Source organism: Actinospineispora eucalypti (assembly GCF_039543365.1).
Lineage (GTDB): Bacteria > Actinomycetota > Actinomycetes > Mycobacteriales > Pseudonocardiaceae > Pseudonocardia > Pseudonocardia eucalypti.
In genome coordinates, this window is record NZ_BAABJP010000008.1 from 110,941 (window position 1) to 125,240 (window position 14,300).

A 14,300-nucleotide genomic window follows, 5' to 3' on the forward strand; every position below is an offset into this window, starting at 1 on the left:
ACGCTATAGCGCTACTCGCCACTCACGGGCGCGTCAGCGCAGGTAGCGGCCGAACCAGTCCAGCCAGGCGTCATAGGCCTGCTGGGCGGCGGTGGCGTTGTAGCGGGCGCCGGTGTCGTTGAAGAAGGCGTGGTCGGCGCCGTCGAAGGTGCGCACCTGGTAGGTCAGGCCGGCGGCGCGCAGGGCGTTCTCCGCGCGCTCCCGGCTGGCGTTCACCCGGGCGTCCAGGGCGGCGTAGACGGCCAGCACGGCGGTGGTCTTGGCCCGGCTGAAGTCGGGCTGGTCGGGCGCCGGGCCGTAGCACGGGATCGCGACGGCCAGACGGGTCTCCCCGGCCTGCAGCAGCTGCCAGGTGAGGCCGCCGCCAAAGCAGAACCCGAGGGCGCCGAGCTTGTGTCCCGGCACCCGGCGGGCCAGCTCGTCCAGGCCCGCGCGCAGGTCCCCGACCAGCGCCGGGGCCGGTTTGCCGGCCAGCGTGGCCGGCGCCTGGGCGGGGTCGGTGAGCGCGGCGGTCCCGCCCTGGGCGGAGAGCAGGTCCACGCAGAGCGCGGCGTACCCGGCCCCGGCGAGCCGGCCGACCAGGTCGTAGAAGTGCGCGGTGAGGCCACGGTTCTCGTGCAGCACCAGCACACCGCCGCGGGTCGCACCATCGGCCGGCGCGGCCCACGCGGCGCGCAGCTCGCCGGCCGGGCCGGCGAACCGGACCTCTTCTCCCGGTCGTACCCCGGCACCTCGGCCGGGCGGGGCGGCCGCGCCGGTCGGCGGGGCAGGTGGCGCCGGTGCGGAAGGCGCCGGCTCGGCGCAGGCCGCGAGCAGTGAGCTCGCCGCCGCCACGCTCAGCCCGAGCAGACCGAGTCGCCGTAGCGCCTCCCTGCGGCCGAGCAACCCGTCGGAGAAGTCCTCGGCAATCTCGCCGGCCAGGTAGTCCCGCATCGCCACGCCGCCGAATCTAGCCGCCGGCGGTCGTCCGGCCTACCCCCTCCGTCACCGCCCCGGCCCGCCAAGGCCGTTCAGCTAGCTCCACCGCCGAGTTTCAAGGGGCCGAGCCGTCAAGGGGTGGGTGCGTCAGCCGCCGACGTACTCCTCGAGCAGCTGGTGGAAGTGGCGGATTCGGGACTCCTGGTACACACCGAGGTTGACGCCGGTGCGCTTGGTGGCCCGCAGGCCCTTCCGCAAGGCGATCAGGTTGCTCTCGTCCTGCTCCATCAGCAGGCTGAAACCGGCGAGCTCGGGGGCGTTGGCCCAGGGCTCGTCGGGGGCCAGCTCGCGCAGCGGCGCTTTCGGCGGCCGGGGTGCGCCGGGCGGAATCGGGTACATCATCCGGACGTCGAAGATGCAGCTGTCCGGGTCGTCGCCGTTGGGCCGGAACCGGTACTGCAGCGCGTTGGCCAGCCCGCTCCACGGGCACCAGTTGGGGAACACGAAGTACTGCGCCGCGTCCACCACCTCGGCGACCGACTTGCCCGACCAGTCCAGCCCGAGCATGCCCTTCATCAGGCCACGCGTGTACTCGGCCAGCGCCGCCCGGGCGTCGGCGTCGTCCGGCAGCTCCCGGCTCAGCCCGTCGACCGGCACGTCCGGCACGAACCCCATGGCGGCGTCGAAGATCTGCTCCTGGTCGACCTCGCCCAGGTGCGGGCTGGGCACGCCGAACAGGGTGAACAGCCGGCTGGTGCGCTCCCACACGTCGTACTGGGAGTTCGCGTCGGCGAAGCACTCCATGATCTGCGGGTGGGTGGCCACCTCGTGGTACGCCTCCAGGAAGGCCTCCATGCAGACCTTCCAGTTGGCCGGCATCACCTTCTGCACGTGCGCGGCGGTGTACTTGTCGTCCAGCGGGTAGTGCGCGAAATGCTCGGGCAGCACGTCCAGCGAGTCGCGCAGCGGCGCCGCGTCGTCGTCGAAGTTCACGAACACGAACTGCGACCAGGTCTCGCAGCGCACCTCGGGCAGCCGGTTCTCCTCGTCGGCGATCTGCGGGAAGTCCCACCGGCAGGGGATGCGGTCCAGCGAACCGTCCAGGTTCCAGGACCAGCCGTGGAACCCGCAGACGAACTTCGCGCAGTTGCCGGATTCGGTCTTCAGCGCCCGCCCCCGGTGCAGGCAGGCGTTGTAGTACGCCTTGATCTGGTCCTCGGCCACCCGCACCACCAGTGCGGACCGGTCACCGATGTCGTAGACGACGTGGTCGCCGACGTTCGGGATGTCCTCCGTGTTGCACGCCCACTGCCACACCCGTGACCACAACCGCTCGTACTCCAGCTTCAGGTACTCGGAGCTGGTGTAACGGGCCACCGGGATCTGACCGGTGCCCAGGTCACGCGGGTGGTGCTCCAGGTACGGCGCGGGTGGTGTGGCGCCGCGGTCGGCGGCGAAGATCTCCTGCACGGTGCGCATGGACTCGCGGCTGAACTCAACCGTCATGGCTGGCCCCCAGGCTGGATAGCGAATGCTATCTTTAGCAGCGCGCGGCCGAGGCGTCAAGGGAACGGCCGCGCATAGGATGGGGTGGTGACCGGCAAATTATTCGCCACCAGTGACCTGCATCTGCGACACGGCGACAATCGGGAAATCGTCGAGCGAATTCAGCCGGAATCGGCCTCGGACTGGCTCATTGTGGCCGGCGACGTGGCCGAGCGGGAGGCGGACATCCGGTGGGGGCTGGAACTGCTGGCCGGCCGGTTCGAGCGGGTCATCTGGGTGCCCGGAAACCACGAGCTGTGGACGCAGTCCGCCGACCCGGTACAGCTGCGTGGCGAGAAGCGTTACCGCCATCTGGTGGACCGCTGCCGTGAACTGGGCGTACTCACGCCGGAGGACCCGTTCCCCACCTGGAGCGGGGCGGGCGGACCGGCCGTGGTCGCCCCGTTGTTCCTGCTGTACGACTACACCTTCCGCCCGGAGGGCACCACCACCAAGGAGGAGGCGCTGGCCGTGGCGCGCGACGCCGGGGTGGTCTGCACGGACGAGTACCTGCTGCATCCCGAGCCGTATGGCGGCCTCGACGAATGGTGCCGGGACCGGGTGGCCTATTCGGCCGGACGGTTGGATGAATGCGATCCGGACATTCCGCTGATATTGGTCAACCATTGGCCGCTGGTACGCGAACCTACCCGTGTGCTGCATTATCCGGAATTCGCCCAGTGGTGCGGCACCGAGCTGACCGCCGACTGGCACCGCCGGTACCGGACCGCGGCCGTCATCTACGGCCACCTGCACATCCCCCGGCTCACCCACTACGACGGGGTGCCGTTCGTCGAGGTGTCGCTGGGCTATCCGAGGGAGTGGAAGTCGCGCAAGCGGGAGCCGGTGGTGCCCCGGCAGATCCTGCCCTGGCCGGAAGCGAGCTGACGACGGCGCGGAACGCGCCTGCCGAGCGTGCGCCCAGTTCGGCGTACGCGGAAGATACTTGCGCCTCGAGCGGCCAAGTTGTACCAATGGTCCAACTTGAGGGAGGGCCGTGACCGCATCGACCCAGTCATCCATGATCGCCATCGATCTGGGCAAGACCAGCTGCCGGCTGGCCCGCTACACCGACGGCCGCCGGGCGGCGCTGGCCGTCGGCGCCGGCGCGGTGGGCCTGGCCGACGCCGCCGGGGTGGCCCTGGCGTTGGCCGCGATCGACGCCGCCAACGCGCAACTGCCCGACCCCGGCCCGGTGAGTGCGGTGGTGGCCGGGCTCGCCGGGCTCGGCCAGTCCGGCGACTCGGTGAACGCGCTGCGGGACGGGCTGATCAGCCGGTTCGGCACGGAGCGGGTGTTGCTGGCCAACGACATGGCGATCGCGCACGCCGGTGCGCTGGCCGGTGAGCCCGGCGTGGCGCTGGTGGCGGGCACCGGCGCGGTCGCCATGGCACTGGCCCCGGACGGCCGAAGCCACACCGTGGACGGCTGGGGCTACCTGGTCGGCGACGACGGCAGCGGGCACTGGATCGGGCGGGCCGGCCTGCGCGCGGCCCTGCGCGCGCACGACGGGCGGGGCGAGCCAACCGTGCTGCACGAGTTGGCGACCGCCCGGTTCGGCCCGCTGGATACGCTGCCGGCCGTGCTGCACGGGTCGTCCAGCCCCGGGCAGGCGGTCGCGGTGTTCGCCCGGGACGTGGCGGCCGCGGCCGAGGCGGGCGACGCCCAGGCGATGGCGATCTGGACGGACGCCGGCCGCGAGCTGGCCCGGACCGCCGCCGCCGCGCTGGCCGCTCTGCCCGGCGTGGACGGCGCGCTGGCCGGTCTGGGCGGGCTGTTCCAGGCCGGTGGGCTGTTCACCGAGGCGTTCGACCGGGAGCTGGCCGTGCTGGCGCCGGGGGTGAAACGGGAGGAGCCGCGCGGCGATGCGCTGGACGGGGCGCACCTGTTGTTCGCCCGCCCCGACCTGCCGCACCACCGGTTGACCGTGCGCCCCGGGGAACGGGCGCGCCGGTGAGTGCGACATGACCGACGCTGGCGCCGGGCGGCGGGGCCGCCCATCGGACGAACCGAGCGGGCCGGCCCCGCTGGCCAGCCTGGCCACGGAGCGTTCCCGGCCGGAGCTGGCCGACCTGGACACCCGCTCCGTCCCGGCCCTCGTCGCGCTGCTGACCAGCGAGGACGCCCGTGCTGTGGACGCGGTCCGGGCGGTCGCGGACCGGTTGGCGCGGGCGGTCGAGGTGATCGTCGGGCGGCTCCGGAAGGGCGGCCGGCTGATCTACGTCGGCGCCGGCACGGCCGGCCGGCTGGCGGTACTGGACGCCACCGAGCTGGACCCCACCTACGGCGCCGGGCCGGAGTCGGTGCGGGCGCTGCTGGCCGGTGGCGAGCGGGCGATGACGGTCGCGGTGGAGGGCGCCGAGGACGACGAGGAAGCGGCCCGCGCCGATCTGGCCGCGCTGGACCCTGGGACACGCGACGTGGTGGTCGGCATCAGCGCCTCCGGGCGAACCCCCTACGTCCTGGCCGCCGTGGCGGCGGCGCGCGCGGTCGGCGCGGCGACCATCGGCATCGCCAACAACCCGGGCAGCCGGCTGGGCGCGCTCGCCGAGCTGGCCATCGAGCTGGACACCGGGCCGGAGGTGGTCGCCGGCTCCACCCGGATGAAGGCGGGCACCAGCCAGAAACTGGTGCTCAACACCCTCTCCACGGCCAGCATGATCAGGTTGGGCAAGGTGTACCGGAACCTCATGGTGGACGTGCGGGTGACCAACGAGAAGCTGCGCGCGCGGGCTACCCGGATCGTGCTGGAGGCCACCGGCGCCGAGGAGCACCGGGTCCGGGCGGCCCTGGCCGAGGCCGGCGGGCACGCCAAGACCGCGATCGTCATGCTGCTCGCCGATCTGGACGCGGAGAAGGCCGCCGAGCTGCTCACCCGCGCCGGTGGCGGGGTGCGGGAGGCCCTGCGCGCGGCCGGCGACATGGACCGGCGAGACCTGCGACATGGGCCGGGGGAACCCGCGATATGAGCTTGGGGTTGGTGGGTGGGGACGTGGTCACCTCGCGCGGTGTGCTCCCCGGGGGGTGGGTGCACGTGCGGGGGGACCGGATCGTCGGGGTGGGGTCCGTTGACGAACCGCCGCCGGCGAGCGGGACGCGGGTGGACTGCGCGGGGTTCACGTTGGTGCCGGGGTTCGTGGAGATCCACGCGCACGGCGGGGGCGGCGGCGGCTACGAGGAGGGGCCGGCTTCCGTGGCCACGGCGCTGGCCACCCAGCGGGCGCACGGGACCACCACGTCAATCGCCTCGCTGGTCTCCCTGCCCCTCCCCCGGCTGCGCCGCGCGCTGGGCGAACTGGCCGAGTTCGTGCGGTCCGGGGAGCTGGCCGGGGTGCACCTGGAAGGCCCGTGGCTGGCCGGGACGAGGTGCGGCGCGCACAACCCGGCGTGGTTGCGCCCGCCCGAGCCCGGCGAGGTGCGGGAGGTGCTCGAGGCCGGCGCGGGGACGATCAGGATGGTCACCCTGGCCCCCGAACTGGAGGGCGGGCTGGCCGCAATCAGCACGCTCGCCGGAGCGGGCGTGGTCGCGGCGGTCGGGCACACCGAGGCCGACTTCGCGCTGACCAACGCGGCCGTGGACGCCGGCGCCACCGTGGCCACCCACCTGTTCAACGCCATGCCGGCCGCGCTCTCCCGCGAGCCCGGGCCGGTGCTCGCGCTGCTGGCCGACCCGAGGGTCACCGTGGAGCTGATCGCCGACGGGGTGCACCTGCACGCCGCCTGGGTGCGCCAGGTGCTGGCCGCCGCCGGACCGGGCCGGGTGGCCATGGTGACCGACGCGATCGCCGCCGCCGGCATGCCGGACGGCGCGTACACGCTGGGCGGCGGCCACGTTCGGGTGGCCGGCGGCGTGGCCCGGATGCTGTCCAACAACGCCCTGGCCGGCGGGGTGACCACCTCGGACGTGCTGTTCCGACGGGCCGTCCAGGAGTACGGGCTGTCGGTTGCCGACGCCGCCCGGGTCACCGCGACCACCCCGGCCGCCGCCCTGGGCCTGTCCGACGTCGGTCAGCTGGCGTCCGGGTTGCGCGCCGACGTGGTGCTGCTGGACTCCGCGCTCACCGTCTCCCGCGTGCTGCGCGCCGGCCGCTGGTTGTAGGGCAGGAAGCGACAGAGCCACCCGACCGCCACGGTGATCAGCACGCCGATCGGCACCAGCCACTGCGCGGCGATGGCGGTCGGCTTGGTGCCGCCGGCGGCCAGCGGCACGTCCACCCGCACCACCCGCACGATGAAGGTCATCACCAGCACGGTCACCACGAACCCGGCGACCGCCTCCCGCTGGCCGGCGCGCGGCACCAGGCGGCCGAGCAGGAAGGCGCCGAGCAACGCGCCGTAGGTGTACCCGGCGATGGCCAGGCCGGTCAGGTAGACGTTGCCCGTCTTGTCGCTGAACCAACAGGCGAACGCCGCCATCAGCACGGCCCAGACCAGGGTCATCACCCGGCCCAGGCGCAGAATCACCTCGTCCGGCGGCCGGTTGGTCCGGTAGACCGAGATCAGGTCGGCCACCGTGGAGTTGGACATCGAGTTGAGCGCCGAGGACAGCGAGCCCATCGCCGCGCCCAGGATGCCCGCGACCAGCAGCCCGGAGATGCCCACCGGCAGCGCGTGCAGAATGAACTGCGGATACAGGTTGTCCGTGCTGCCCAGCCCCAGCTGCGTGTAGGTCTTGCCCTCGTTGTACGCCCAGAGCAGCGCGCCGACCAGCGAGAACGCGGTGAACTGCAGCGCGATGAATATCCCCGAGCCGATCATTGCCAGCTGCCCGTCCCGCACCGAGCGGGTGGACAGGATGCGCTGCACCATCAGCTGGTCCGAGCCGTGCGAGGCCATGGCGAAGATGGCGCCGCCGATGATCGCGGTGGGCAGGGCGAAGGTGCTGGTCAGCACGTGCTCGATGCCGAAGTTGGTGTCGAACACCTGGAACTTCCCGGCGTCCAGCGCGGCGGCGAACCCGGCGCCGCCGACGCTCGCGGACAGCACCCCGATGGCCAGCAGCGCGCCACCGATGTACAGGAACATCTGGATCGCGTCGGTCCAGATCACCGCCTTGATCCCGCCGAGGTAGGTGTAGGCGACGGTGATCACCGACAGGGCGATGATGATCACCGGGTAGTTGGTGGCGATGCCGAACTCGTCCAGCATGAGCTTGATCGGGATGGCCGCCGCGAACAGTCGCACCCCCTCGGCCAGCAGCCGGGTGAACACGAAGGTCACCGAGGCCAGCGACTGCAGGCCCCGGCCGAACCGCTCCCCCAGGTACTGGTACGCGCTGACGAACCCGCCGCGCTTGTACAGCGGGATCAGCAGGGTGGCCACCACAACCCGGCCGATGATGTAGCCGAACGCCAGCTCCAGGTTGCCGAAGCCCTGGTCGGAGTAGGCGCCGCCGGGGATGCTGATCACGGTCAGCACGCTGGTCTCGGTGGCCACCACCGAGAAGCACACCGCCCACCAGGACATCTTGCCCTCGCCGACGAAGTAGTCGTCCGACGAGCGCTGCCGGCCGGACAGCTTCAGCCCGATCGCGGCTATGCCGATCAGATAGACGACCACCACGATCGCGTCCACGTAACGCACAGTCATCGCTTCCCCTCGAAGCTCGAACCGCCCTAGGCCAAACCGGACATCAATCCCGGTGCCACCACCGGAAGCAGCGAAATCTCGGTCTCGATGCGGTACCGGTCACCCCGGTAGACGGCCCGGACGAACTCCAGCACTTGGCCGTCCGCGTCCCGGGACGTGCGCTCGAACAACAGCGCCGGCGAGTGCAGCGGCACGGTGAGCAGCTCCGACTCGTCGTGGTCGGTGACCGTCGGCTCGATGCTCTGCCGGCCGTTCACCACCGGGTGGCCGAACCGTTCGGCCAGCAGTTGGTAGAACGACGCCTCGCCCAGGGTCTCGGCGTCCAGCCCGGGCACCAGCTCGGCCGGCACGTGCAGCATCTCCAGCGCCATCGGCTCGTCGTCGGCCAGCCGCAACCGCAGCGCCCGCACCACCTCGGCCGACGGGGACACCTCCAGCCGCCGGCCCAGCCGGGCGCCGGCCAGCACCACGCCGAACTCGATGACCCGGGTGTCCGGGCGCATGCCCCGCGCGCGCATGTCCTCGGTGAAGGAGGTGGCGGTCAGCGGCTGCACGATCTTCGGGCCGACCGCGAAGATGCCGGCGCCGTGCCGGCGGCGCACCGCACCGGTGGACACCAGGTCGTCCAGCGCCCGGCGCAGGGTTGTCCGGCTCACCCGCAGCTGCCGGGCCAGCTCCCGCTCCGGGGGCAACGGCTCGCCGGGGGCCATCGCGCGCAGCCGCTCGAGCAGCTCGTCACGCAGCCGGAGGTACTTCATCAAGCCTCCTCAGGGATGAACCATTGGTACAGTCCTCACCGGCAACTGCGCAAGCCTTGGAGAACCAGTGGTACAAGAAGCCCGACCGGGTGCGTTGATGTCCGGGGAGATCGCGGAGCAACCCGCCGCGTGGTCACGCCTGCTCGCGCCGGGCAACGAGGCGGCCGAAGCGATCGCCGAGGCGGCGGCGGAGATCCGCCGGCGCCGGCCCCGGTTCGCGCTGCTGGTCGCCCGGGGCACCTCGGACCACGCCGCGCTGTACGCGAAATACCTGATGGAGATCCGCCTGGGCCTCTCGGTCGGGCTGGCGTCCCCGTCCACCATGACCGCCTACGGCACCCGGCCCGACCTGGCCGGCGTGCTCATGATCGGGATCAGCCAGTCCGGCGCCTCCCCCGACCTGGTGGACAGCCTGGCGGTCGGGCGGGCCGGCGGCGCGCTGACCGCAGCGGTGACCAACTCACCCGGCTCGGCGCTGGACCAGGCCGCCGAGTACCGCATCCCGGTGCTGGCCGGGCCGGAGCGCTCGGTGGCCGCGACCAAGAGCTACACCGCCGAGCTGCTCGCACTTTACCTACTGGTCGCGGCGGTACGGGGCGACTCGGCCGCCCCGGCGCGGCGACTGCCCGAGCTGGCCGCCGAGGTACTGAGCGCCGAGCCGGGCGTGGCCGAGGCGGCCACCCGCTACCGGTACGCGGACCGGATGGTGGTCACCGGCCGGGGCTACAGCTACCCGACCGCCCGGGAGGCCGCGCTGAAACTGATGGAGACCTGCGCGCTCTCCGCGCACGCGTTCTCCGCCGCCGACCTGCTGCACGGGCCGTTCCGCATGATCGACTCGCTGGTTCCGGTGTTCACCGTGGCGCCGGCCGGCACCGCCGGCGAGGCCATGCGCCCGGTGCACGCCGAGCTGGCCCGGACCGGTGCGGACGTGCTCACCGTGGGTTCCCCCGAGTTCGCCTCCGCCGCCACGGTGGGCCTAGCGCTGCCGGCCGGTGCGCCGGAGGAGCTGTCCCCGTTGCTGGAGATCCTGCCGTTCCAGCAGCTGGCGCTGCACCTCGCGCTGCTGCGCCGGCTGGACCCGGACCGGCCGCCCGGGCTGCGCAAGGTCACGCGGACGCACTGAGAGCCGCACGGGCCGCGCCGATCGCCGTGCGGTACCGCTCGCCGGCCGACGGCTCCCAGCTGGTGGTGAGCAGGGTCATCGGCCCCGCGCCCGGGCAGTGCTCGGCCAGCTCGGCGAAGAACTCCGCCGGGTCCAGCGCGGCCTCCGGCGGGGACACCCCGGGCCGGTCCAGCCGCCCGGTGACCAGCAGGCGCAGGGCCGCCGCCAGCGGTACCCCGGTGAGTGCTCCCATGGTCATGCCGGGGGCGCGCAGCAGGGTCGCGGCGGCGCGGACCGGACGGCCCTCGTGGCTGCCGGTGACCAGCGCGAACAACGGTGGCAGGCCGTCCGGCGGCAGCAGCGTGTGCGGCGCGGGTGCGGGCAGCCGGCGCTCGGCCAGCGCGATCACCCGCGCGGCCCGTTCCGGGGTGAGCACCCGCCGGTCCACGGCCCAGCGCAGCGCTCGCACGAGCCCGATGAACGCTCCGCCGGCGAACATGGCGTTCACGCTGGTCCGAGCGCCGGGGATAACGCCGGCGAGGGTGACCGCCTCGGGGTGGCCGAAGGTCCACAGCGGTCGGGGACCGACGCCCGGATAGTCCACGGTGAACCGCCGCAGCGGCCGCTCGTCCACCGGCCGGCCGTCCCGGACCACCCGGATCGTGCCGGTCATCTGGCGCACCCCGTGGATCAGCGCCGCACTCACCTCGGCGGCTCCGCCCGCGCCGCCCGCTTCGTCCGGCTGAGCGGCCTCCAGGCTCCACCCGGTGACGATCTCCTCGGGACGCTCCAGCGCGGCGGCCGCCTGGACGGCGAGCAGGTTGGCCACTCCGGGGCTGGCGCCCATGCCGACGACCGCGGTCACCCCGGCCGCCCGGGCCCGCTCGGTCAGCTCGAGCATGTCCAGGGTCGGTTCCCAGTCGTCACAGATGTCCAGGTAATGGCAGCCGGCGTCGATCGCGGCGGTGAGGATCGGCACGCCGAAGCGGAAGTACGGGCCGACCGTGTTGACCACGACGTCGGCCTCGGCGAGCATGGCGGCCAGGGCCGGAGCGTCCCGTACGTCCAGTCCGACGCCGTGGGCCCGCGGGCCCAGCTCGGCGGCGAAGTCCCGCGCGGCGCCGGCCGCGAGGTCGGCCACCACCAGCTCGGTCACCTCGGGCCAGCCGGCGGCGACCCGGCAGGCGTACCGGCCCATCCCACCCGCGCCACCCAGGGCAAGTATTCGCATCCCGCCACCTCTTCACATATATTGATTGTCGTGACAGTCAATAAAGTAGGCCGACCGAGCCTGGCCGGTCAACGCCGGGCGGAGATCCTGGGTGCCATGGCCGGCGTGGTGGCGCGCACAGGCCTGGCGGACGTCACCGCCGCCGAGGTGGCCGCCGCCGCCGAGGTGCCGCGCACCCTGGTCTTCCACTACTTCAAGGACCGCACCGGCCTGGTCACCGCGTTCATCGACGAGTTCGTCGGCTCGTACGGCGACCGCATGTTCCTGGCCGGGGACGAGTCGCCGCGGGAGAAGGTGCACCTCGCGTTCGGGCCGGGCTTCTACCGGAGCGGGCGGGACCTGCTGATCTGGCTGGACCTGGTGGCGCTGGCCGGCCGGGACGACCGGGTGCGGGACCGGTTGCGCGCACTGTGGAACGAGCGGTGGCTGCCGCCGGTGGCCCGGTTGCTGCGCACTGCCCACCCGGCCGCCACGGAGGCCCAGGCGGACGCGGTCGCCTACGGGCTGCTCTGCCTCATCGAGGCGCACTGGGCCTTCCAGGCGCAGGGCGTGGACCAGCCCGAACGAACCGACCAGGCCAGAGCCGCCGCAACCGCCCTGCTCGCCACCCTGCCCAACTGACCAGCCCGTTCAAACGCTCATTCAGCGGGTGTGCGCACGGGCCCGGCGAACCACGACCTTGGTCGTGGGGTCGAGCAACGCCCGCGGCGCATCGGACCAGTCGGCCACCACGCCGGTGACCAATTCCGGTCGGAGCCTGCCGGCCGTGACGGCGTCCAATACCGCCGGGAGTTCGGCTCGCGCGTTGGCCAGGCCGGTGACGAAGCTGGCCTGGTTGACGTACATGGTCCACAACGGCAGTCGTGTTCCGGATTCGAAGTACGGCGCCACCGAGGTGCAGACGCCGCCGGGGGTGAGCGAGCGCAGTGCGTGGCGGAGTGCTCCCCGTTCGCCGCTGGCGTCCACGACGATCGGGTAGCGCGCCGTTGAACCGGGCCGTGGCCAGCCTGGTCGGCCGATCCTGGTCAGGGGTGTGGCGCCGAGAGCGGCGGCGATGCTGAGCCGTTCCCGGCTGGAGTCGAGGTAGTCGACACGTTCGGCGCCGAGGGCGAGCGCGCTTGCGGCGGCGTAGAGGCCGACGCTGCGGGCCCGGCCACCGAGCACCAACACCGGGGCGCCGGGGAAACGCGCAAGCGGAGCCGCGACCGACCGCCAGCCGTCCGGGATGTTGTCGCTCGCGCTGGCGAGCGCCACCGGATCCACACCCTCGGGGACCCGCACCAGCATGTGGTCGGCGTGAGGCACCCGCAGGAGATCGCTCATGGTGCCGCCCCATCCGCCCGTCGCGGTGCCCAGCCCGTACATCGAGATCGGAGTACGCCGGTCGGTGCCGCAGGCCGCCGTCAGTCCCTGTGAGCATGCTGTGCACCGGCCACAGGAGATCTGGAACGGAACGATCACCGCGTCTCCCGGAGTCACCGACCGCACCTCTCCGCCGGTCCGCACCACCTCGGCCACGCACTCGTGCCCGAACGGGAAAGGCCCGGTGAACGGTCGGCGCCCGAGGTCGGTGAGCACTCGCCGATCCAGTACCCGAGCGGCATGTCCAAGCCTCATCGGGCGCCCGAGGTCGTGTCGAAGGAACGCGACATCGAGGTCGCAGCGGGCCACCGCGAAGGGCCGTACCAGTACATCGGTGTCGGCCTCGAGAACGGCGTCGGGGACCTCGCGCCACTCCAGAGTCCGCTTCCGGACGTAGATCAAACTGCGCACCAGCTCAGTAAACACCCAGATCGGCGCCTGGGAAGACACGAAATGACCGCGGTGATTCAGGCCAGTGGCCTGGTGAAGACCTTCGGGCACACCCGGGCGCTGGACGGGCTGGCCGGGTTCGGCCTGGCCGGGTTGCGGCGCCGCGACCTGGGGTGATCGCCGCGCCGCCGGCGGTGGTCACCCCAGGCCGAACGTTCACGTCAGCCGATCAAGTCCGGTAGCGGAACAGGATCCGGCCGCGCGTGAGGTCGTACGGGCTGATCTCCACGAGCACCCGGTCCAGCAGGACGATCTTGATGTAATTCTTCCGGATCTTCCCGCTGATGTGGGCGAGCACCTTGTGCCCGTTCTCCAGCTCCACGTGGAAGGTCGCATTGGGCAGGGCCTCGACCACGGTGCCCTCGACCTCGATACCTCCCGAACCCCGGCTCATCGGATCACCAGTTCCAGCCCGCTGCCCGCGCGCCGCCCGCCGAGGCCCTCGAACAGCGCCATCGCTGCCACATTGGACTCGTCGATATCGGCGGATGCGGTGTCGATCCCGCCGCGGTGCAGCGCGGCGAGCACGTCGGCCAGCAGCGCGCGACCGATCCCCCGGCGGCGCCGGTCGGCCCGGACCGCGACCAGCCCGATCCGGGCGTGCCGGCGCCGCGCCACCACGCGGACCAGCCCCTCGTACCGGTCGGGCCCGGCCGCCACCGCGTACCGCGACGGGTCCATCGGGGCCCCGGCCGGTTGGGCCGGCACCTGGACCGGCATCGCGGCCCAGCCGACGCCCGCCTCGATCTCGGCCCGGATCGCGGCGTACGCCTCCCGCAGCGGGCCCTCATCGGCCGCGCCGGCGGGCAGCAGGGTCACCCCCGCCGGGGGCGGCACTACTTCGGGCCGGGAGGTGGTGGGCAGCTGGTACAGCCACTCACGGCGGCGGACCGCCATCCCGGCCCGTTCCCACCGGGCGGTCGAGTCATGGTCGGTCCCGTCGACCATCGTGTGGAGCGGCCTCGGCAGCTCCGCCAACATGGCCTCGACGAGCCGGTCGAAGGCCACGCCGTGCCAGGCGTCGATGCTGAGGAAGATTCGCCCGTCGGGCCGCCGTGACGCCTCGCCGCGACCGATCTCCCGGTCGTCCGCCACAGCGCGCCAGTGCCCCTCGGCGACCCGGGTGATCACCGCGCGCCGGGCATCGGAATGCACAGATTCCATGGTTGTCGCCTTTCAGAAGTGCCGGTCATGACGGGCACCCCTGGCGACAGCTACATCAGCCGCCCGACCGGGACGAGAGGAGCACCCAGGTGCGTACTGCGTTCATGGGGGCTCACCTCCTCGGGCAGGGTCGCGGTCGGTCATACCGTAGCGGCACGCGCGCCGGCCGCCCACCCGG

Annotated in this window: 14 protein-coding genes; 6 read left to right on the top strand and 8 right to left on the bottom strand. The window is 72.7% G+C overall.

Translation table 11 applies throughout. From position 1 onward, the window contains the following. Window positions 1-33: 33 nt before the first annotated feature. Window positions 34-933, bottom strand: a complete 900-nt coding sequence (locus ABEB12_RS11460; RefSeq protein ID WP_185063014.1) for a dienelactone hydrolase family protein — start codon at window positions 931-933, stop codon at window positions 34-36. A gap of 132 nt (window positions 934-1,065) precedes the next feature. Then, complete coding sequence (locus ABEB12_RS11465; protein ID WP_185061888.1) at window positions 1,066-2,424, bottom strand: Rieske 2Fe-2S domain-containing protein; 1,359 nt, start codon at window positions 2,422-2,424, stop codon at window positions 1,066-1,068. Between the two features lie 84 nt (window positions 2,425-2,508). Between ABEB12_RS11465 and ABEB12_RS11470 the strand changes: the two genes are divergently transcribed. From ABEB12_RS11470 to nagA, 4 genes are all read left to right on the top strand, one after another. Further along, window positions 2,509-3,351 (top strand): metallophosphoesterase, encoded by an 843-nt coding sequence (locus ABEB12_RS11470; protein WP_185061886.1) that lies wholly within the window; start codon window positions 2,509-2,511, stop codon window positions 3,349-3,351. 109 nt (window positions 3,352-3,460) lie between these two features. Further along, window positions 3,461-4,420 carry a BadF/BadG/BcrA/BcrD ATPase family protein gene (locus tag ABEB12_RS11475; protein ID WP_185061885.1) on the top strand — a complete coding sequence of 320 codons (960 nt, stop codon included), beginning with the start codon at window positions 3,461-3,463 and terminating at the stop codon, window positions 4,418-4,420. Window positions 4,421-4,427: 7 nt separating this feature from the next. Continuing rightward, entirely contained in the window at window positions 4,428-5,432 is a 1,005-nt protein-coding gene (gene murQ / locus ABEB12_RS11480; RefSeq protein WP_185061884.1) for an N-acetylmuramic acid 6-phosphate etherase, read from the top strand. Beyond that, the gene (gene nagA / locus ABEB12_RS11485; RefSeq protein WP_185061882.1) at window positions 5,429-6,562 is read left to right on the top strand and encodes an N-acetylglucosamine-6-phosphate deacetylase; all 1,134 of its coding nucleotides are present in this window, start codon (window positions 5,429-5,431) and stop codon (window positions 6,560-6,562) included. The genes murQ and nagA overlap by 4 nt, the downstream gene beginning before the upstream one ends. Here nagA and ABEB12_RS11490 read toward each other — a convergent pair. Both ABEB12_RS11490 and ABEB12_RS11495 read right to left on the bottom strand, forming a co-directional pair. Next, the gene (locus ABEB12_RS11490; protein WP_221498170.1) at window positions 6,472-8,052 is read right to left on the bottom strand and encodes a sodium:solute symporter family transporter; all 1,581 of its coding nucleotides are present in this window, start codon (window positions 8,050-8,052) and stop codon (window positions 6,472-6,474) included. The two genes, nagA and ABEB12_RS11490, sit on opposite strands and share 91 nt — an antisense overlap. A gap of 26 nt (window positions 8,053-8,078) precedes the next feature. Beyond that, window positions 8,079-8,810 carry a UTRA domain-containing protein gene (locus tag ABEB12_RS11495; protein ID WP_185061880.1) on the bottom strand — a complete coding sequence of 244 codons (732 nt, stop codon included), beginning with the start codon at window positions 8,808-8,810 and terminating at the stop codon, window positions 8,079-8,081. A 97-nt stretch (window positions 8,811-8,907) separates the two neighbouring features. Here ABEB12_RS11495 and ABEB12_RS11500 point away from each other — a divergent pair, with 97 nt between their 5' ends. Then, on the top strand, window positions 8,908-9,936 hold the full coding sequence (locus ABEB12_RS11500) for an SIS domain-containing protein (protein WP_185061878.1): 1,029 nt from the start codon (window positions 8,908-8,910) through the stop codon (window positions 9,934-9,936). On the opposite strand, the gene ABEB12_RS11505 is transcribed toward ABEB12_RS11500, so the two are convergent. Further along, on the bottom strand, window positions 9,920-11,146 hold the full coding sequence (locus ABEB12_RS11505; RefSeq protein ID WP_185061876.1) for a saccharopine dehydrogenase NADP-binding domain-containing protein: 1,227 nt from the start codon (window positions 11,144-11,146) through the stop codon (window positions 9,920-9,922). The genes ABEB12_RS11500 and ABEB12_RS11505 overlap by 17 nt on opposite strands. A 30-nt stretch (window positions 11,147-11,176) precedes the next feature. Between ABEB12_RS11505 and ABEB12_RS11510 the strand changes: the two genes are divergently transcribed. Continuing rightward, entirely contained in the window at window positions 11,177-11,767 is a 591-nt protein-coding gene (locus ABEB12_RS11510; protein ID WP_185061874.1) for a TetR family transcriptional regulator, read from the top strand. Between the two features lie 21 nt (window positions 11,768-11,788). Here the strand turns inward: ABEB12_RS11510 and ABEB12_RS11515 are convergent, their stop codons facing one another. From ABEB12_RS11515 to ABEB12_RS11525, 3 genes are all read right to left on the bottom strand, one after another. Beyond that, window positions 11,789-12,919 carry an alcohol dehydrogenase catalytic domain-containing protein gene (locus tag ABEB12_RS11515; RefSeq protein WP_221498169.1) on the bottom strand — a complete coding sequence of 377 codons (1,131 nt, stop codon included), beginning with the start codon at window positions 12,917-12,919 and terminating at the stop codon, window positions 11,789-11,791. Between the two features lie 208 nt (window positions 12,920-13,127). After that, complete coding sequence (gene infA / locus ABEB12_RS11520; RefSeq protein ID WP_185061872.1) at window positions 13,128-13,352, bottom strand: translation initiation factor IF-1; 225 nt, start codon at window positions 13,350-13,352, stop codon at window positions 13,128-13,130. Then, on the bottom strand, window positions 13,349-14,122 hold the full coding sequence (locus tag ABEB12_RS11525; protein WP_185061870.1) for a GNAT family N-acetyltransferase: 774 nt from the start codon (window positions 14,120-14,122) through the stop codon (window positions 13,349-13,351). Before ABEB12_RS11525 ends, infA begins: the two co-directional genes overlap by 4 nt. Window positions 14,123-14,300: the final 178 nt, after the last annotated feature.